This is a genomic window from Bacillus sp. AFS073361 (assembly GCF_002567005.1).
Classification (GTDB): Bacteria; Bacillota; Bacilli; order Bacillales; family Cytobacillaceae; genus Neobacillus.
Window position 1 is genome coordinate 51,704 of record NZ_NUZU01000043.1, and the last position, 20,163, is coordinate 71,866.

At 37.8% G+C, this 20,163-nt stretch carries 21 protein-coding genes; 8 read left to right on the forward strand and 13 right to left on the reverse strand.

From position 1 onward, the window contains the following. The first annotated feature begins 294 nt into the window (after positions 1 to 294). On the forward strand, positions 295 to 1,779 hold the full coding sequence (locus tag COJ96_RS23670; RefSeq protein ID WP_098576265.1) for a peptide MFS transporter: 1,485 nt from the start codon (positions 295 to 297) through the stop codon (positions 1,777 to 1,779). 69 nt (positions 1,780 to 1,848) lie between these two features. After that, positions 1,849 to 2,931, forward strand: coding sequence for a GIY-YIG nuclease family protein (locus COJ96_RS23675; protein ID WP_218936523.1), 1,083 nt, complete (start codon positions 1,849 to 1,851; stop codon positions 2,929 to 2,931). On the opposite strand, the gene COJ96_RS23680 is transcribed toward COJ96_RS23675, so the two are convergent. The 3 genes from COJ96_RS23680 to COJ96_RS23690 all read right to left on the reverse strand — a co-directional run bounded on the left by COJ96_RS23680 (position 2,913) and on the right by COJ96_RS23690 (position 4,362). Then, positions 2,913 to 3,521 carry a methyltransferase gene (locus COJ96_RS23680; protein WP_098576266.1) on the reverse strand — a complete coding sequence of 203 codons (609 nt, stop codon included), beginning with the start codon at positions 3,519 to 3,521 and terminating at the stop codon, positions 2,913 to 2,915. The two genes, COJ96_RS23675 and COJ96_RS23680, sit on opposite strands and share 19 nt — an antisense overlap. Before the next feature lie 55 nt (positions 3,522 to 3,576). Then, complete coding sequence (locus COJ96_RS23685) at positions 3,577 to 3,987, reverse strand: VWA-like domain-containing protein (RefSeq protein ID WP_098576267.1); 411 nt, start codon at positions 3,985 to 3,987, stop codon at positions 3,577 to 3,579. Between the two features lie 150 nt (positions 3,988 to 4,137). Beyond that, positions 4,138 to 4,362: a hypothetical protein gene (locus COJ96_RS23690; RefSeq protein WP_098576268.1), complete on the reverse strand. Its 225-nt coding sequence runs from the start codon at positions 4,360 to 4,362 to the stop codon at positions 4,138 to 4,140. 163 nt (positions 4,363 to 4,525) lie between these two features. On the opposite strand from COJ96_RS23690, the gene COJ96_RS23695 reads away from it, so the two are divergent. After that, a complete protein-coding gene (locus COJ96_RS23695) occupies positions 4,526 to 5,005 on the forward strand; it encodes a glutathione peroxidase (protein WP_098576269.1) in 480 nt (159 codons plus the stop codon). A 23-nt stretch (positions 5,006 to 5,028) separates the two neighbouring features. Next, on the forward strand, positions 5,029 to 5,475 hold the full coding sequence (locus tag COJ96_RS23700; RefSeq protein ID WP_098576270.1) for a MarR family winged helix-turn-helix transcriptional regulator: 447 nt from the start codon (positions 5,029 to 5,031) through the stop codon (positions 5,473 to 5,475). A gap of 144 nt (positions 5,476 to 5,619) precedes the next feature. Here COJ96_RS23700 and dmpG read toward each other — a convergent pair whose 3' ends face one another. From dmpG to COJ96_RS23750, 10 genes are all read right to left on the reverse strand, one after another. Then, on the reverse strand, positions 5,620 to 6,648 hold the full coding sequence (dmpG, locus tag COJ96_RS23705; RefSeq protein WP_098576271.1) for a 4-hydroxy-2-oxovalerate aldolase: 1,029 nt from the start codon (positions 6,646 to 6,648) through the stop codon (positions 5,620 to 5,622). Between the two features lie 22 nt (positions 6,649 to 6,670). Next, positions 6,671 to 7,558: an acetaldehyde dehydrogenase (acetylating) gene (locus tag COJ96_RS23710; protein WP_098576272.1), complete on the reverse strand. Its 888-nt coding sequence runs from the start codon at positions 7,556 to 7,558 to the stop codon at positions 6,671 to 6,673. 53 nt (positions 7,559 to 7,611) lie between these two features. Beyond that, positions 7,612 to 8,388 (reverse strand): IclR family transcriptional regulator, encoded by a 777-nt coding sequence (locus COJ96_RS23715; protein WP_098576273.1) that lies wholly within the window; start codon positions 8,386 to 8,388, stop codon positions 7,612 to 7,614. Between the two features lie 174 nt (positions 8,389 to 8,562). Next, on the reverse strand, positions 8,563 to 8,832 hold the full coding sequence (locus COJ96_RS23720) for an iron-sulfur cluster biosynthesis family protein (RefSeq protein ID WP_098576274.1): 270 nt from the start codon (positions 8,830 to 8,832) through the stop codon (positions 8,563 to 8,565). A gap of 87 nt (positions 8,833 to 8,919) precedes the next feature. Next, on the reverse strand, positions 8,920 to 10,389 hold the full coding sequence (locus COJ96_RS23725; RefSeq protein ID WP_098576275.1) for a protein adenylyltransferase SelO: 1,470 nt from the start codon (positions 10,387 to 10,389) through the stop codon (positions 8,920 to 8,922). 32 nt (positions 10,390 to 10,421) lie between these two features. Further along, positions 10,422 to 10,919 carry a YehS family protein gene (locus COJ96_RS23730; protein WP_098576276.1) on the reverse strand — a complete coding sequence of 166 codons (498 nt, stop codon included), beginning with the start codon at positions 10,917 to 10,919 and terminating at the stop codon, positions 10,422 to 10,424. Positions 10,920 to 10,952: 33 nt separating this feature from the next. Continuing rightward, entirely contained in the window at positions 10,953 to 11,660 is a 708-nt protein-coding gene (locus tag COJ96_RS23735) for a M48 family metallopeptidase (RefSeq protein ID WP_098576277.1), read from the reverse strand. A 408-nt stretch (positions 11,661 to 12,068) separates the two neighbouring features. Then, entirely contained in the window at positions 12,069 to 12,464 is a 396-nt protein-coding gene (locus tag COJ96_RS23740; protein WP_098576278.1) for a VOC family protein, read from the reverse strand. Between the two features lie 94 nt (positions 12,465 to 12,558). Beyond that, positions 12,559 to 15,645 (reverse strand): MMPL family transporter, encoded by a 3,087-nt coding sequence (locus COJ96_RS23745; RefSeq protein WP_098576279.1) that lies wholly within the window; start codon positions 15,643 to 15,645, stop codon positions 12,559 to 12,561. A gap of 18 nt (positions 15,646 to 15,663) precedes the next feature. Further along, entirely contained in the window at positions 15,664 to 16,161 is a 498-nt protein-coding gene (locus COJ96_RS23750; protein ID WP_180230232.1) for a MarR family winged helix-turn-helix transcriptional regulator, read from the reverse strand. A gap of 410 nt (positions 16,162 to 16,571) precedes the next feature. Here COJ96_RS23750 and COJ96_RS23755 point away from each other — a divergent pair, with 410 nt between their 5' ends. From COJ96_RS23755 to COJ96_RS23770, 4 genes are all read left to right on the forward strand, one after another. Continuing rightward, a complete protein-coding gene (locus tag COJ96_RS23755; RefSeq protein ID WP_098576280.1) occupies positions 16,572 to 18,125 on the forward strand; it encodes an ABC-F family ATP-binding cassette domain-containing protein in 1,554 nt (517 codons plus the stop codon). 245 nt (positions 18,126 to 18,370) lie between these two features. Next, on the forward strand, positions 18,371 to 18,616 hold the full coding sequence (locus COJ96_RS23760; protein ID WP_098576281.1) for a spore gernimation protein GerQ: 246 nt from the start codon (positions 18,371 to 18,373) through the stop codon (positions 18,614 to 18,616). Between the two features lie 16 nt (positions 18,617 to 18,632). Beyond that, a complete protein-coding gene (locus COJ96_RS23765) occupies positions 18,633 to 19,001 on the forward strand; it encodes a spore coat protein (protein WP_098576282.1) in 369 nt (122 codons plus the stop codon). 18 nt (positions 19,002 to 19,019) lie between these two features. After that, positions 19,020 to 20,156 (forward strand): zinc-dependent alcohol dehydrogenase, encoded by a 1,137-nt coding sequence (locus COJ96_RS23770; RefSeq protein WP_098576283.1) that lies wholly within the window; start codon positions 19,020 to 19,022, stop codon positions 20,154 to 20,156. Positions 20,157 to 20,163 lie beyond the last annotated feature (7 nt).

Here is a 20,163-nt window from a genome sequence, read left to right on the forward strand (position 1 = left end):
ATCTGTGGTGTCAGGCACCTAATTAATTTGGAGGATTTCTTCTCATTAGTATAGTTTGCACTTTTTTAACCAAAATTAAAGATAAAGGCTTATCTATCACTCTAGTAGAGTGAAAAGTCCCTCTTCTCTGAATGTATTTACTATTTTAAAAAAACTTTCTTTTTCGATCTAAATTAGTTAAAATTCAGTATTATCAATGTTTACAACCTTCTTTTGCTCCATTTACTAAAAAATGTTTTTGACAATTCAAAACTTCAGAAAGTATTATAATATAATATAAAGGGAGGTAATACCATGTCAAACATCAATAGACAGAAAATTGTGGATAGTGTACCTCAAACAGGATTTTTCGGACATCCTAAAGGACTATCTACCCTTTTCTTTACTGAATTCTGGGAGCGATTCTCGTACTATGGAATGAGAGCCATCCTTGTTTTCTATATGTATTACGAAGTTTCTAAAGGCGGATTGGGCATTGATCAAAATCTTGCACTTTCGATCATGTCCATATACGGATCACTTGTCTATATGTCCGGAATCATTGGCGGCTGGCTGGCTGACCGGATCTTCGGTTCTTCGAAAGCCGTGTTCTACGGTGGAGTCTTAATTATGTTTGGACATATAGCGCTTGCTGTTCCTGGCAGTGTTGCTATGTTCTTTGTATCCATGGTATTGATTGTCCTAGGTACTGGGATGCTTAAGCCGAATGTTTCTTCCGCTGTAGGTGAATTATATAGCGAAAAAGACGAACGTCGTGATGCAGGATTTACTATTTACTACATGAGTATTAACCTAGGCGCATTCATATCTCCATTAATCGTTGGGTCGATAAGCAACTTCCACATCGGTTTTTCGATTGCAGCAGTAGGTATGTTCTTAGGGTTAGTCGTGTTTAGTGTAACAAAGAAAAAAAATCTTGGCCTTGCTGGAACGATGGTGGCGAATCCACTGGCTCCTGCAGAAAAGAAAAAGATTTTCACCATTATTGGACTAGCAGTAATTATTCTTGCTGTTCTATGTGCCGTATTAATTCCAAACGGTCTTTTAACTTTTGCTAGCTTTATTAATATTGTCACTTTCCTTGGAATCTTAATCCCAACGATTTATTTCGTTGTCATGTATCGCAGTCCTAAAACTACTACAGTTGAACGTTCAAGAATTATTGCCTATATTCCGTTATTTATTGCAGCGGTTATGTTCTGGGCCATTCAAGAACAAGGCTCAACCATCCTTGCCAATTATGCGGATAAGCGGACTCAATTAGACTGGATGGGAATTAAGATTTCACCAGCATGGTTCCAATCTTTAAACCCATTATTCATTATCATCTTTGCACCAGTATTTGCTTGGATCTGGGTTAAATTAGGAAAGCGTCAGCCATCGATTCCACAAAAGTTCTCATTATCATTATTATTTGCTGGTTTGTCATTCCTAGTTATTCTTATCCCGGCTTATTTTGGAGGTACGGATTCTTTAGTAAGTCCACTATGGCTTGTTCTTAGTTATTTAATCGTTGTATTTGGTGAGTTATGTTTATCACCAGTAGGACTATCTGCAACAACTAAATTAGCACCTGCAGCATTCTCAGCACAAACAATGAGCTTATGGTTCCTAGCAAGTGCTGCGGCACAAGCATTGAATGCACAAGTTGTTAAATTCTACACCCCTGAAAAAGAAATGACCTACTTTGGTGTGATTGGCGGAGCGTCCATCGCCCTAGGTATTATCCTATTAATGTTATCACCTAAGATTCAAGGTTTCATGAAAGGGATCAAGTAATAATAAAAAAGGTGCCAAACGGCACCTTTTTTATTTGTGATAAGATATATAGTGATAGGAGGTTATTGTATGTACTTAAGGGATAAAGTAAAACACCTTCCTTCTACCCCTGGTGTGTATTTAATGAAGGACTCCAATGGACAAATTATTTATGTGGGTAAGGCAAAAAATCTTAAAAATCGCGTGCGCTCATACTTCCAAAATTCAAAAGCCCATACACAAAAAATCATCAAGCTGAAAGCCAGCTTAAAGGATTTCGACTATATCCTTACTGATACAGAATTTGAAGCCTTTATGCTCGAATGTGAATTAATATATGAAATGAAGCCTATTTTTAATCGGATGATGAAAAATCCTCAATCCTATATCTACATCAGAATTGACAGGGATGGAGAGTACCAAAGAATAGAAATTTGTAAAGACGCAGATAAGCCCGATAGTCTTTATTTTGGCCCATATAAAAGCAAAAATTTAGTAGAAAAGGCGCTTCTAGGGATGAAAGACTTCTATAAGGTGAACTGCAGCAGCCCTTCTAACAAGAATACTCCATGTTTAAACTATTCCTTTGGTTTATGTCTCGGGATGTGTATGGGAGGGGCCGCACTCATTGAGTACAATGAAAGAATGAACAAAATTATTGCTTTACTACAAGGATTTGATACAAGTCTACTTAGCATTGTGGAGCAAAAAATGATCGAAGCCTCTGAAAAATTTGATTTCGAAGCGGCGGGAAAGTATAGAGATACCTTGAATGCCATCCACTCACTTCTTAATAAAGAAAAAGTCATTGAATTTACGGGAAGTAATAAAAAGATTGCTGTTATTGCCCCGTTAACAGACAGGACTTATAAACTATTCCTGATTCAGAAAAACAAAATTCTTTTCTCAGAAAAGTTTAACTGGTCCGATCCAGAATCTGTTCATAAAACCATTAAGAACAGTATATTAACTATTTTTAAAGCAACAGCAAATAATTCTTTTAATAAACTTAGCCGAGATGAAATTGATGCCGCTCAGATTATCTATAGCTATTTAAAAGGAAGCTACTGTACTTATATTATTATTTCAGAACATTTGCTTAAGCCCTCATATACCTCTAAATTAGATGGTCAAATATACAAGTTAATGCAAACCTATATGGTTAATCGATAGATTAAAAATCGCTCATTTGGGTTATGTTCATGAATGTAAGGAAGAATAATTTCTTTATTTAATTCAAACATGGTGTTATTTTCTAAATAATAAATATAATCCTCTGATGGATAATATAAAATAATTTCAACATCCCGTTTCTCCATTTCAACCGAAACTAAGATATTATTAATGATTTTCATAAAAATTTGAATGGAAAAAGGATTAAAAAAATAAAAACGATTATCTAAGGAATCAATTTGATACTCTTCGGCAAGACAACAATGAAAAAAAATATCATCATTAATAGAGTGAGTCATTTTTTGATATTTTTTTCGATTTTCAATTGCTTCCTGATAAAAATCCCTATTCATTTCAATTCCAATAACTGTTGCATGAAAATGATAATGGATAAAGAAGTTTAATCGTCCTTTGCCACACCCAAAGTCAATGATTCGGTCCTTGCGGCTTACTTGATAGTGAGTAAATAATTCTTCTAGCGCACTATAAGGAGTGGGCTCATAACGATGGTAATGAAATGACTTATGAAATCCCTTTTGGTCCCCTCCCGTTTTTATCCCCATCAATTTATCATAATAAAATTCTTTCATCTGATACTCCTATTCAGGCAAGGTCATCCCCCACTTTTACGTGAGGGATTTCTTTTTACGCTACCTTTATTGCTTTCCCAAACGGAACTCTTGGCAATATAGAACCAGGTACAAGCCAAATCATTTCATAGCTAACATCTTCAATATCTTCAGAAATAAAGCCAGTTACATCCGTAATGTAAAACAGTGTATCAATATTCTCTTCTTTTGCCCACTCAAGTACCAAAGTATATGAAGATTTCCCATGTGTATGGTATTTAATTGTATCACTTTTAATGGGGGTGGTACTTCTAATTTTAAAATCTGCTTGGACTAATATGGTATCCGGTTTAACTTGTTCAAACAGTTTTACTATGTTATTGATTAAAATGCTTGGGGCTTCATTCGTAGAAGTGTCAACAGCCAGTGCTACCTTTTTATCCTGACGCTGTTGAATCATTGATAGTATCGTTTTGTGCCATTTCAACACAACCAACTCCTTTGGAATGAATAAGTGAACCATCTTATTTTGGTTTAATAACAAGGTGGTTATGATTGGATAATAGCGGTAATCAGTAAGAAGGTGCAGGATAAGAAAATGGCCTTCTTGGTCTGCCCTAGATGTGCTTATACTTATTTATTCCTTGTTTTCATTTAGCTCATCAATCAGCTGCTTGGTTCGTTTTGCATTTCCTTCTGCGAAATTCTCGAGACGTTCCTTTAGCTCATCATCATCATGAATTCGCTCTGCGGTTATTAGATAGGTCCGCATTAAATCTTCTTCTGTTTCAATTGCCTCAACAAGAACGTCTTTTAGTACTTCCTTTTCTTCATTCTTACCATTTAACATATTAAACCCCATTTGAAAAACCTCCTTTTCACCTTTATCGTTCTCCTTTCTATTTCGAGATATCCAACTGATAAATAATAACTTAAACTTGCCACACACAATTAAATCGTGTAAGATTAAATCGCAGGCGACATATTTTCAAACAAATGAATCCTAATATTAAGGGGGAAGCTAAATGACAACAGTTTATGACTTTAATGTAAAAATGACAAATGGTAAGGAAAAATCAATAATGGATTATGAGGGTAAACCATTACTGATTGTGAATACTGCTAGCAAATGTGGTTTGACACCCCAATTCAAAGGACTTCAGGAATTATATGAAAAATATAAAGAGGATGGTTTGGAGATTTTAGGCTTTCCATGTGACCAATTCAACAATCAAGAATTCGCCGACATTGAAGAAACCACCCAGTTTTGTCAACTAAATTACGGTGTAACGTTTCCAATATTTGCGAAAATTGATGTTAATGGCGCTAATGCCGATCCGCTATTTACTTATTTAAAAAGCCAGAAGCCAGGTACACTTACTAAAAATATTAAATGGAATTTCACAAAATTTTTAGTCGATCCTAATGGTCAGGTAATTGAGCGCTATGCCCCTACGACTGAACCAAGCAAGATTGAGAAAGATATTAAAGAATTATTGTCATAATTATTTAAAGTAAGGTGATCAGCATGGAAGACTTCATGGTATTAAAAAACCAACTTTGCTTTGCTGTATATGAAACAGCAAGTGAATTCAATAAATTATATTCTAGTGCACTTCAGCCCTACGGCTTAACCTACCCTCAATACTTGGTTCTATTAGCATTATGGGAAAATGATGGTGTTTCGGTCAAAGACATAGGAGAAAAATTGAGTCTCGGGACTGGAACATTGACTCCAATGCTTACAAGAATGGAGGCAAATGGGTGGCTGCGAAAAGAACGTTCAACAGTAGATGAACGAAGGGTATTTATTTACTTAGAAAAGAAAGCTTATGAAAAAAAGCAAGCAATAACAAATACAATCAGTGACAAAATACAATCCTGTCATATTGAACTCGAGGAATATAAACAATTGATGGAACGGCTGAATCAATTGCATAGTAAGTTGAAAATCGAGAACATTGCGAGTAATTAAAACCACATACAAAAAACAACACTCAATTTTAAAGTGTTGTTTTTTGTACTATTTCATCTGATTGAAGATATTTTCCGAAGGGATGTTCTTTCCCCTCCATCAAAAACTCAATTCTATTAATCTCTTTTTAGCGGGCCTTGAGTTTTACACTAAGACTGTTTTTGGCTTGTTTTTTGCAATTTCTGCTGCCACTTCAACAATCATATCCTCTTGACCGCCAACCACTTTACGCTTACCTAATTCTATTAAAATATCACGTGAATCAACACCAAATTTTGCTGCAGCCCGTTTTGCATGGAGCGCAAAGCTTGAGTATACACCCGCATATCCTAGAGTTAGGCTGTCCTTTGTAATTTCCTGTGGCACTTGTAAAATTGGAGCCACAATATCCTCGGCCAAGTCCATCATTTTATATAAATCTACTCCAGTTTTGATTCCCATCCGTTCACAAACTGCAACTAGTACTTCTGTTTGTGTATTTCCTGCACCAGCTCCTAAGCAGCGTACACTGCCGTCAATACGGGTAGCACCCTCTTCAATGGCCGCAAGTGTGTTAGCCATCGCAAGAGATAGATTGTTATGACCATGGAAACCAACATTCACGCCAATTGATTGTTTAAGAGCCCGAATACGTTCCCTGACTTGGTCAGGAAGTAAGTAACCTGCAGAGTCAACCACGTAAACAGTATCTGCTCCATAGCTTTCCATAAGTTTTGCTTGTTCTACTAATTTAGCAACTGGCGCCATATGGTTCATCATTAAGAATCCAACTGTTTCCATTCCTAATTCTTTTGCATAGGCAATATGTTGTGGTGCTACATCGGCTTCTGTAACATGTGTTGCAATCCGTGCCATTTTAGCTCCTAAATTTGCGGCTTCTTTTAATTCATGCAGTGTACCGATTCCTGGCAAAAGAAGAACAGCAATTTTGGATTTATCTGCAACAGATACTGCAGCTTCAATTAATTCCATTTCTTTTGTGCGTGAACGACCATATTGTAACGAAGATCCTGCTAATCCGTCACCATGAGATACTTCAATAAAAGGGACGTTTGCATCATTCAACGCTTTGGCAATATTAAGTACTTGATCAACTGTATATTGATGATTGATGGCATGGCTTCCATCGCGTAAGGCTACCTCTGTGATAAGAATATCTCTTTCATTTGTCATTATTATTTCCCCTTTCTACATCTCAAACTGTTTCTTTCGTTAATAGTTTTTTGGCAAATGCTTCAGCAATTTTAACGCCTGCTGATGTCATGATATCTAAATTTCCTGCATATACAGGCAAGTAATCACCAGCACCTTCAACCTCTAGGAAGATGGTTACCTTATTTCCCTCAAAAATAGGTTCCGTACGAAGTCGGTAACCTGGAACATATGCTTGAACTACTTTTTCCATGTCAGCAATAGATTTTCTAATTGCCTCTTCATCCATTTTCCCTTCTTCTACAAGAGTGTAAACTGTATCACGCATCATAATTGGCGGTTCTGCAGGATTTAAAATCATGATTGCCTTCCCTTTTTTGGCACCGCCAACTTCTGCAATTGCACGAGAAGTTGTTTCTGTAAATTCATCGATATTGGCACGTGTTCCAGGGCCAGCACTCAAGCTAGCAATTGTCGCGACAATCTCTGCGTATTCTACAGGAGCCACGCGGTTTACTGCGTGAACCATTGGAATGGTGGCTTGACCGCCACAAGTAATCAAATTGATATTATCTTTATCTAAATGTTCATCAGTATTAACTGCGGCACATACATATGGGCCAACTGCTGCAGGCGTCATATCAATGACTTTTATACCAGCCTCTTTTAATACCCTTGCATTGTAGAGATGTGCTTTGGCAGATGTGGCATCAAATACGATGTCAGCTTTTAAAGTTGGATCTGCAAGGAAACCATCAATTCCTGTATCAACCCCTGCATAACCTAATTCTCTTGCACGGCGTAACCCGTCTGATTGCGGGTCAATTCCAATCACTGCTGTTAACTCTAATAATTCCGAGCGTCCCAGTTTAATCATTAAATCTGTACCAATGTTTCCTGAGCCAAGTACGGCAACTTTTACTTTTGTCAAATTAATTCTCCTCCTAAAAAATATTATTGTATGATTATTTCTATCAAGTCTCTCTATAAGATGCTTTTACCTTGATAACCTAAACAACTTGAAATCTCAGCTGCAGCCCTTGTAATTCCAGCTATTACTTGTGGCAGCTTATGCTCATCAAGTCTCACTTTAGGGGCTGCACAGCTAATAGAAGCGATTACATTTCCTTGATGATTAAAAATTGGAGCAGCAATACATTTCAACCCCAACTCAATTTCCTCATCATCAACCGCATACCCTTGCTCACGAATGGCATGTAACTGTTCTTTAATCTCCTCAATATTTGTCATCGTGTGTTTCGTGAACGTTTCCAAAGGGATTGACGATAAGATTCTATTTACCTCATTTTCGTTTAAATGAGCAAGGATTGACTTCCCTACCCCAGTACTATGAAAGGGAGCTCTTTTTCCAATTTGCGAATAAATAGTAAGGGCACTTTGTCCTTCTACCTTTTCAATGTAAATAATTTCATCTCGTTGTAAGGAAACTAAGTGAACGGTTTCATTTAGTTCATCGACTAACTCTCTAATTATTGGCTTTGCAACTTTCGCAATATCAAGATTTTTCCCGACAAAATTGCCAAGCTCAAATAATTTGATCCCCGGCTTATACTTTGAATCTTCAGGATTTTGTTGAAGATAACCTCTATGTTCTAAGGTCTTGATGATTCCGTGAACTGTACTTTTTGATAAATTTAAATGCTCACTAATCTCTTTGATACTTAGTTCTGGTTTAGTTACCAAAAATAATTCAAGGATATCAGCAGCTCTTTCAACAGACTGAATTAAGCGTTCTGACACGTCCACCCTCCCCTTGTTCGACATTATCGAATGCCGTTCGTATTTATTAAGGATAATTTAATAGTAACTCTCGTTCATTATTCTGTCAATCTTTTAAATATTTAGTTAAAGGGTTTCATTTACCTTTGACATATTAAAAAAAGAGCCTGATTTCTAATAGAAATCAGGCTTCTTTTACAGAATATCAAATTGTTTAAAACCAGTGGTATCAGGGATATAATCTAATGTTTTATGATTGAAATAATGGCACTCAGCATTATCAATGATAAAATGGAGCCCATCCTTAGTAATTTCTGTATCATTAGACTGAATTGTTTCTTCCAATGTCACTTTTACTTTCATAAAACAACTTTTTCGCATTTGCAAGCGTATCAATTGATTTGAGCCAGCTACCGTTATTCTATCTTGTAGTTCGGCTTTTGCATTTTCAGTTAATCTAAACACGAAACCACCCCTGTCTTCATTAAAAAAACAATGCTATCCATATAAAGGATAGCATTATCTTGTACTTCAAGTAAATTACACGATTGCTTAAGTACCACAATAGGTTCGGTAAGGCAGGTTTGATTTTTCCGGAAGTTTACAGTATTCGGCTTGTTCTGGGGAGTGAGCGTATGGGTTTGAAAGGACAATCAGCAGCTTCTCCATTACACTGTAGTCTTCTTGATCCACGGCAGCATCGAGTGCAGCCTCCACCCGGTGATTACGTGGTATTACCGCAGGATTGCTGTTACGCATTAACTGATGAGAATCAGCGGTTGATTCCTGCTGTCTGCCAAGGCGTGCCTGCCATTGCTTAAACCACTCTTTAAATTCTGAAGTCTCCACTAGGAGCGTTTCATCCAGTCTTTCAATGGTTAAGGCTCGGAAAGTGTTCGTATAGTCTGCCTGATTCTTCTCCATTATATTGAGGAGGTTTTCAACAATGGTTGCGTCCTCATCCTCTTCATTAAATATCCCTAATTTTGCTCTCATCCCAGAAAGCCAATTGCTTTGATACAAATCCATATATTTTGAAATCTCATCCTGTGCCAGTTTGACAGACTCTTCCTGATTATCATGAATTAGCGGCAGAAGGGTCTCTGCAAATCGGGCGAGATTCCAACCAGCAATATACGGCTGATTACCATAAGCATAGCGGCCTTGAGTATCAATGGAACTGAATACTGTTGCTGGGTCATACGTATCCATGAATGCGCATGGCCCGTAATCGATTGTTTCTCCACTGATCGTCATGTTATCGGTATTCATGACACCATGGATGAAGCCTACTTGTTGCCATTTAGCAACTAACGCTGCCTGTTGTTTAATCACTTCCTGGAGCAAGGTAAGATATCGATTCTCATCCGTTTCAACATCTGGATAGTGGCGATTCAGTGCATAGTCAGCAAGAGCCCGAAGTTCTTCGATCGTTCCCCATTTCGCAGCAAATTGAAAAGTACCGACGCGAAGATGACTGGAGGCTATACGTGTCAAAACGGCACCAGGCAAGGTCCTTTCGCGGAATACTGGCTCTCCTGTTGTCACAACTGCTAGACTGCGCGTGGTCGGGATCCCGAGGGAATGCATGCTTTCGCTGATAATGTATTCGCGCAGCATCGGCCCGAGTGCCGCTCGACCATCACCGCCGCGGGAGTACGGTGTCCTTCCTGGACCCTTGAGTTGAATATCAATTCGTTCCCCTTTTGGAGTTATTTGTTCTCCAAGTAAAATAGCCCGGCCATCGCCTAATTTCGTAAAATGCCCAAATTGATGCCCTGCGTATGCTTGGGCAATCGGCATTGCTCCATCGGGTATCTTGTTACCCGCAAACACTACAACGCCAGCATCACTTTCAAGTGCTTGAGCATTCAAACCTAAGTCAGCCGCCAGTGGACGGTTTAGAATAATCGACTCCGGTGATCGCACTGGTGTTGGTTCAGTCCTGGTAAAAAATATGTCAGGAAGCCGGGAATAACTGTTATCAAAGTTCCAGCCAATATCTACTTTTTCTGTTGCCATCGTATCCCCCTTTTTTGTTTCTAGTATGTAATTTAGGATTCCCTATATTTTAATGCCAATCCTTTTAAGAAATTCCGAGCGAATTTATCCCCGCACTCTTTATAATTTTTATGCCCTTCTTTTCTTAATAAGGCACCGAGTTCACCTTTTGTTACAGTTATTCCTGCACTTTCGAATATTTCGAGAAGATCCTCAGTCGTTAATGCCAGTGCTATTTTTACTTTCTTCAGGAGGAGATTATTTATGTTTGCGCTTTTCTTTATTGACGCTTCGGGTGTATCAGGTTGTCCTGGTTTGGGCTCTTGTTTGCCTCTTTTATAAATAATAAGACCGTTTAAGAATGAATCGAACATACTGTTATTACATTTTATTTGTTCGTCATATCCAGCCTCATCATCTGATTTTGTAAGAACCTTTACCACCTCAGGAACGGTTACTTCCACTCCGCCAAGTTTAAATATTTCTGCCATCTCTTTATTTTTTAACTCTAGTGCATATCTTAAACGAATAAGTAAATCATTATTATCCATCCAAAATCCTCCTTTTAAGTTTGGTGTTCATAGTCAAACCGTCATTTTCCAACTTGATAATGACAGCCAGTTCTCTTGCTCTTTATAATCGGGGAGTATTTTACCAACAAGGCGCCAAAAGGAACGATCATGATTAAGATGGACCATATGGCACATTTCGTGAACGACTACATAGTCAATCACCTGCTGTGGTGCCATCGCCAACTTCCAATTGAAGGTTAACTGCTGCCTGGAATCACAGGTTCCCCAATTGCTGTTATTATCTGAAATACGGATAGACCGTGGTTTTGTTTTAAAATCCTTTTGATAAGAACGAATACTCCGTTCTACCAACCTTTTACATTCTTGATAATAAAATCGTTTTAAGGCTTGTTTTATTTTTGCATCCTCGAGTTGTTTAACTACTATTTTTAACATTTCCCCCTCAAAAACTACATAGTCTTGTAAGATATTTATATCTTGAGATACCTTAATAGGATATTCTTTTCCTAAATAAAGGAAGATTTCACCTTGATCATAGATCTTCACTTTTTGCCCCAGAAGTCTATCCTTCATTTCCTTTGATTTTTGCTGGATCCAATCCCATTTTTCCTCTATTAATTGAAATACACGTTCATCAGTTGTTCCTCTAGGGACTTGGACTTGAATATTGCCATAAACATCTATAGTTATGCCCAACGATTCACGTTTTTTATAAACTATCTCAAAACTCATGGTCTGACCTAAATAATTATGTATCATTTAATCACCTGCATTATGACAATAGGTAAAATCAACAGTAAAAAAATAAGAGTAGCAATAAAATTCCTACTCTAACTTTGATTTAGTGTATGCCAGATCGAGAGATTTGTCCATGAGAAGCCTCAATTCCAGGGAGAAGTTAAATTATGTGTAAAATTACCCTTCAAGTATGGGACATTTTTCTTTTTTTAATGCAAAATCTCATCAATGGGCGAATTTTTAAGTCTAATGAGCGAATCTTGGGTTTTAATGAGCGAATTTTGACCTTTCATGGGCGAATCTAGTGTTTCAATGGGCGAATTTATGAAGTAAAAATCTTTAAGAAAAACTCGAAAATATAAGAACATAAATAAAGAAAAGCAGATGAATCCGCCTTTCTTTACTTGTTATTCAATTCATTCACCAATTCTATTTTGCATTTGCATCTGGTTGATGAATTCCGAATATATTTCCTTCAGTATCAATATAGTATCCTTGCCACGCCATTCCAGGCAGAGCATATTTAGGCAATGCAACTTTGCCGCCATTTTCAATAATTTTCGCTTCCGTGGAATCGTAGTTTTCCACTCCCATTGTGCATGCAAATCCATTTAGAGGTTGGTTTGGTACTGGTGGAGCGCTTTGACGCTGCATCAACGCACCATTGATTCCAGGCTCATCTTCATTACCAGTCACAGCTCCAAAGTAAGGCATTCCTGCATAATCACTCCAATCCTGAAATGACCATCCGAATACCTCTCCGTAAAACTTCTTGGCCCGTTCCATATCATCCACATGAATTTCGAAATGAACTAATCTCCCCATAATTACCTCCTAAGAGTCTTTTATAACCTCTCTATTATAGGACATGTATGGAAAAATATTCAATTAATTGAAAAAACTTTTTCTTAGCTTGTGTTTATAACACTACTTCTTTCTCCGAACTTAAGGCAGTTTCCTTTTTTCTAGAAAATAAATTGGCAAGTGCATCTGGAAGAGCCATCAATGCTGGCACAAAAATAGGAAGCAGTATAAAGCAAAGGATAACTAGTCCTGAAATAACAGCTATGGCCAGCTCAGATAAAAGTACGATCCCAGCAGGCATTAGTGTAGCAAAGGTACCACCAAGAATGATAACAGCTGCTATAATGACACCGCCTATTTGCCTGGAAGCAAGTACGATTGCATCTTTAGCCTGCATATGAGGATATTCCTTAAATCGCATCATTAAGAATATACTATAGTCAACTCCCAGAGCTACAATAATAATAAAGGAGAAGAATGGAACAAAGGATGAAATACCTTTAAGTCCCTGCATATCTATGAAAATATAATTTATGATGAACATGGCTGCATAGTAAGCCCCAACTAAAGATGCCGTAATAAAAACGGGCGTCCAGAAAGATCTTATAACAAAGAATAGGACAAGCAATACGCCGATAATAACAATCGTTGTTGTTTTATTCAAATCTCTAGTCAATACATTATTCATATCATTTGTAGTCGCACTTGGTCCGGATGTTCCACTCTTTGCATCAGAAAGAACAGTGCCTTTCAATCCATCAGAAACCGTTTGATTGATTTGTTCAACAGTCTTTAGAGCATTCTCAGAATATGGATCATCTTTCAAAACAACTAAGAATTTGGTGATTTTTCGATCTTTGGACATAAACGTATCAAATGATTTTTTAAAGTCCTTGTTTGTCAAAGCTTCCTTTGGAATAAAGAAGGTTTTATTTGTATTAAGCTGTGTTAAGTACCCATTTGTTTGTCCCAGACCATCCGAAATTTGCTCTAAACCGTTGTTGACATCTGACAGCTTTTCTCCAAAAACACTGAATCCGTTAAGGCCGTCTGCCAACTGCTGCTGCCCTGATTTCATCTGGCCAAGTCCATCAGTGACACTATTCATATTCTTTACAATTGTACCAATCCCTGAAGATGCTTGATCAAGTCCAGATTCAAGTTTTTTCAGGCCATCTGCCATTTGCGATAAACCGCTGCTTATGGCCGTTAGATTTTTATTGGCTTTTCCAAAACCAGCCGTAACGGCATTATAATTAGCATTTAATGTTTGAATACCTTCAGGTGTAATTTGGCCTAATGAGGATGATAATTGATTGATTGTTTGCTTCAATGCTTCATAATTAGCATCATTTTGAGAACCTGCATAACTTCTGCCTAAGGCCGTCACCATGGATTCCATTTGCGACAAAGCACTTTTCATCCCAAGAAGAGCCTGTGCTGCATCTTGATAGTGGTTCCCCATCTCTTTATATCCAGCCAGCATCTTCCCATAATTTTCAGCGAGCAATGCCACACCACCGCTCATCTTGGAGAGATTCGTTTCAATGGCAGCGATTCCGTTCGTGATCGTTTTTGAGTTCCTTGACCCATCATCTATACCCGCTTGAATTTGCTTTAATCCATCGGTTAACGCATTCATTCCATCTTCAAGCTTTGCCGTTCCATCCACCATTTGACCCACTTTTGAAAAGTCAGCTGATCCAAATCCATCCTGTGCTTGTTTCAATCCATCATGGATTTGGTCGACACCATCTTGAGTTTGGGATAAGCCATCTGTAACTGCCCCCATTTGACTGTCAACATAAAAATCGTCAATTGGCTTTCCTTGAGGCTGTGTTATGGAAGAAACCTGTTTCACTCCCTTAAGGCTCTTTAATCTTTCCGTTATATTATCAATGACTGAAAGAGATTCATTATTATCAAGTGCTTTGCCAGTATCAATAACCACAGTTGCAGGCATGGCCTGACCTTTGCCAAAATGTTCCGCAACCAAATTAATCGCTTTTGATGAAGTATATTTATTTCCAAGTTCCCCTATGGTATCAAAGTTAAGCTTTTCCTGATGTAAAAATATCATTGGTCCTAATATTAATAGTATGATTACCGTGGATATTATCGGATGCTTTACAGCAAAGGAAGATGTTTTTCCCCAGAACTTGTTTTCCTTATGACCATTTACACTTTTGGATGGCCAGAATAGCTTTTTACCTAGGACCTTCATAACAAATGGTGTTAGGGTCAATATTTCAAGCAATAATATAGATACCCCAATGACAACCACTACACCAGATCGATAGATTGGAGATTCTGCAAAAATGAGAGCAAGAAACGCAATAAATACAGTGAGTATACTGTAAGCAATGGTTTTACCTGCAGTTTTGTATGTGTTTACGATTGATTCATCTATAGAGTGGCCATGTGATAGTTCTTCCTTAAATCGATTAAAAAGAAGGATGTTATAATCCGTACCAATCCCAAATAGGATTAGGACCAGAAGCATTTGGGTCAGACTGGTTATTGGAAATCCTGCTTTATCAATTAATTGAGCTGCAATTCCCATGGAACAAAGATAGGAAAAAGCTACAGCCACTAAGGAGATTAAAGGTGTAACAACTGACCTGAATGCCAGGATAAGGACGACCAAAATAAAGATAACTGTTAATGCAGCACTTTTTTCGACACCTGCTTGAGAAGCCTTCAGATAATCATTATTAATAAAGTCTTCACCGCTCAGATAGTATTCAACAGGTACTTTATCCAGTTTACTTTCAAACTGTTTTTCGATATCATCAATTTCTCGTCCTTTTTTATCAAGCTTAAAACTCACCATTAGTGTGGTTCCATCTTTAGATACTAATGAACTTTTTGCTTCGGGGATACTGAAGGGATCCATGATATCTGCAATTCCAAGCTCTTGGCTGCTATTGGTAATGGATGTTACAGCCTCACCAATTTTTTTCATTTCATTATCTGATATTTTATTTTTATCATAAAAAACGATAAGGTTATTTACCCCTTCTGTTGTATCCATCTTTTTCAAGATAGTATCTGCCATTACTGAAGGGCTGTCACTACTTGTTCCTTGCTGCCCCTTTTGCCGCAGTATGGCATTGATGTCTGGTTGAATGACTGTAAGCACGATTGTCGCAATCAGCCAAATTGAAAATATTGCCCAGCGGCCTTTAATAATCTTTCTCACCTTGAATCCTCCATCATTCTATTTAGTTTTTTCAGGAAAGTACAAAACATCAAAGAATTTATGATTATCCATTCCTTCAGCCTCCATTTTTTCCTTCACAGCTGATACCAATAATTCCATGCCTCTTTCAACCATTTTCTGTTCATCAGGGTTTAACAGACTTAATACATCTACCAATGACTTATTTGCGATTTCCGAAATGTTCTCATTAATTCCATTTGATAATTCGTTCGAAAGTGAGATTTCCACTGAACGTTTATCTTTAGGATTAGGAGTTTTCACTAGAAACCCTTTGGAAGTAAGTCGATCAACAATATCTGAAACCGTACTTTGGGTCATCTTAAGATTTTGAGAAAGATGTTTAATACTGATTTTTTTATGGGCAAACACTTCTCCAATTACCCTTGCTTGGGGAATGGTTACCCCCCTTTCTTCGGAATGTTTCTGCAGACTTTTCATAATAAAACTTTGCAAAAAATCAATAGATTCACGAATAAAATCGGCTTTGTCCACCATTCACTAACCTCCTTACAAAAAAATAGTACACGATACATCCTGCAAGATGCATCGTGTACTATTTATCGTAGATTCATATATCAAATTTGTCAACGGTAAGGTTTTCTTGCCAAAAACAATAAAAAAGCTTGCTAATTTTCTTGTTCACTGATGTCCCAATTTTTTATAATTATTTCCATATAGAAATAACTCATATCTTGCCTCCAGATTCGGTTGTATAATATATTTTTACCCATTGTTATACCCCCAAGTAATATAATTCCATACCTTTATTTCATTAAGACGGGGACAGATTCAATTTAGCCCCAAAGATAGAATCACATGATTCACAAGAATAACAATCAAGATAGAAAAAACAGCTAAAGTCTAGTAAAATATCCACATGTGATATTAGATAAGGGGTTAGAAAAATGAGCGTATTAAACGTAAAAAATTTAAGTCACGGTTTCGGTGATCGTGCAATTTTTAATGATGTGTCTTTTCGACTTTTAAAAGGAGAGCACGTTGGACTAGTTGGGGCAAATGGTGAGGGTAAGTCTACTTTCATGAATATTGTTACTGGAAAGTTGCAACCCGACGAGGGAAAAGTTGAGTGGTCACGAAAAGTTCGTGTTGGTTATTTGGATCAGCATGCCGTACTTCAAAAAGGTACAACGATGCGTGATGCTTTGAGTACTGCTTTTCAATATCTTTTTGATGCTGAAGCAGAGATCAACGAACTTTATGCAAAAATGGGTGATGAAGGTGCTGATATCGATGCATTACTTGCAGAGGTTGGAGAGCTCCAAGAAACTTTAGATAGTAATGATTTCTATCAAATTAATTCAAAAGTTGAGGAAGTTGCCCGTGGTCTAGGATTAGACGATGTTGGACTCGATCGAGATGTTGATGATCTTAGCGGTGGGCAGCGTACGAAGGTTTTGCTAGCTAAGCTTTTGCTAGAAAAGCCTGAAATCCTATTACTAGACGAGCCTACAAACTATTTGGATGAACAGCATATCGAATGGTTGAAGCGTTATTTACAGGAATATGAGAATGCATTTATCTTAATTTCACATGATATTCCATTCTTGAACAATGTGGTTAACTTGATCTATCACATGGAAAACCAAGAGTTGAATCGCTATGTTGGCGACTATGATAACTTCTTAAAAATTCATGAAATGAAGAAGCAACAGCTAGAGTCTGCTTACAAGCGCCAACAGCAAGAAATAGCTGATTTAAAGGATTTCGTTGCTCGTAACAAGGCAAGTGTTGCCACTCGAAATATGGCGATGTCTCGTCAGAAGAAGCTCGACAAAATGGAAGTTATTGAATTGGGGAGAGAGAAGCCGAAACCAGAGTTTAACTTCAAAGAAGCTCGTGCAGCTAGTCGTTATATTTTCACAGCTGAAGATCTTGTTATTGGTTACAATGAACCACTTTCTCGCCCTCTGAATTTGAAAATGGAACGCGGACAAAAAATTGCCTTCGTGGGTGCAAACGGTATTGGTAAGTCTACTCTTTTAAAAAGTATTCTTGGGTTGATTGATCCGCTGGGGGGTAAAGTGGAACGCGGTGAGTATCAACACATCGGCTACTTCGAGCAGGAAGTTAAACAGTCCAACTACAACACTTGTATTGAAGAGATTTGGAGCGAGTTCCCAAGTATGAATCAGGCTGAAGTCCGTGCTGCTCTTGCAAAATGTGGACTAACGACGAAACATATTGAAAGTAAAGTCGAAGTCCTTTCCGGTGGCGAAAAAGCCAAAGTTCGATTGTGTAAAATTATTAACACAGAAACGAATCTATTAATTCTAGACGAACCTACCAATCACTTGGATGTGGACGCAAAAGAAGAATTGAAGCGTGCTTTAAAGGCATATCGCGGAAGTATCTTGATGGTATCCCACGAACCAGATTTCTATCGTGAAATTGCGACCGATATTTGGAATTGTGAGGATTGGACTACAAAAGTGTTTTAAACAAGAAAAGCGCTAGGGCGCTGGAGCGGGACAGTAAACGAAGTTCAAAAATCTATACTATCTTTTTTAAAGATAAGGGGTACCCAATGAATAAAAATTCACTTGGGTGCCCCTTTTTATTGCTTTTTATTCTGTTACCTATATCCCAGACATTCAAAATACTTTACCAACCTTTAAGAAAATTCTAGAATGTTTCCTCCTATACTTGGAACAATACCATTGTAGTAAAAAGGAGGTAATTAGAAATGGATAATCAAAAATTAGCCGATCATGAGTCATTGGATCTACATGAAATTATAAATTTTAAAACCCTTTGCTTAGCGAAATCAAAACTAATGCAAGGATTGGTATTTGATGATGATTTGAGAGCATTAATGCAAAAAGATGTTGAACAATCAATGCAAGCACTTGGAGAATTACAGGCAATTTATCAACGTGCACCTTTTGAAGCTCCTGTTCCTCAAAACCGGCCAACACCAATAATAAATTGAAAGGAAGGCTATTTCATTGAACAATGACTATTTAGACCCTATAAACTCGTTACACGTACCAGAGCTAGCAGATACCACATTTGCGATGGATTTCCTTCTTCGTGCCAAAGAAGGTGTGCGCAATATTGCTGTAGCATTAACGGAGTCCGCATCACCTGATGTTAGAACCCTCTTACGAAACCAGTTAATGCAAGGGATTGCCATGCACCAAGAAATTACAGAATTAATGATTAGTAAAAAATGGTTCCATCCATACGAATTAAGTGAACAATACCAATTAGATCAACTCTCTGCCAACAATACTTTGATGATTGGCAAAATGAATCTATTTCCTGTTGAGACCAATAGAAAAGGTATGTTTGACCGGACACCTGATGAACACTAACACTGGAGGCTGTAACCAATGAAGGCGGTAACGTATCAAGGTATTAAAAATGTTGTAGTCAAAGAAGTTCCAGATCCAAAGATTGAAAAACCAGATGACATGATTATTAAAGTAACGAGTACAGCTATATGTGGGTCTGATTTACATTTAATTCATGGCATGATTCCTAACCTCCAAGAAAATTATGTTATTGGCCATGAACCAATGGGAATCGTCGAGGATGTTGGTCCAGGTGTGACTAAGCTAAAAAAGGGAGATCGAGTCATTATCCCCTTTAATATAGCATGCGGTGAATGCATTTACTGTAAAAACCATTTGGAAAGCCAATGTGATAATTCAAATGATAATGGTGATATGGGTGCCTATTTCGGATATTCTGGTACGACGGGTGGCTATCCAGGTGGGCAAGCTGAATATTTAAGAGTGCCATTTGCCAACTTTACTCATTTCAAAATTCCAGAGACTTGTGAAGAACCAGATGAAAAGTTAGCAGTTATTGCCGATGCGATGACTACTGGTTTTTGGAGTGTTGACAATGCAGGTGTAAAGGATGGAGATACAGTTATTGTTCTTGGCTGTGGTCCGGTTGGTCTTTTTGCTCAAAAATTCTGTTGGTTAAAAGGGGCAAAGCGAGTCATTGCCGTTGATTATGTCAATTATCGCCTGCAGCACGCAAAGCGCACCAACAAAGTAGAAATTGTTAACTTTGAGGACCATGAGAATGTAGGAAGTTACCTGAAGGAAATCACCAAAGGCGGCGCTGATGTTGTCATTGATGCAGTTGGTATGGACGGTAAAATGACTGATATGGAGTTCCTTGCAAGCGGAATGAAGCTTCAAGGCGGAGCATTAAGTGCGTTTATCATGGCTTCACAAGCAGTGCGGAAAGGCGGGACAATCCAAGTTACTGGTGTTTACGGAGGCAGATATAATGGTTTCCCTCTTGGAGATATTATGCAGCGAAATATCAATATCCGCTCCGGTCAAGCACCTGTCATCCACTATATGCCATATATGTTTGAATTAGTTACGACCGGAAAAATTGATCCAGGAGATGTGGTAAGTCATGTACTTCCACTTAGTGAAGCAAAGCGTGGCTATGAGATTTTTGACACAAAAATGGATGATTGTATAAAAGTCGTGTTGAAACCTTGAGGAAGGA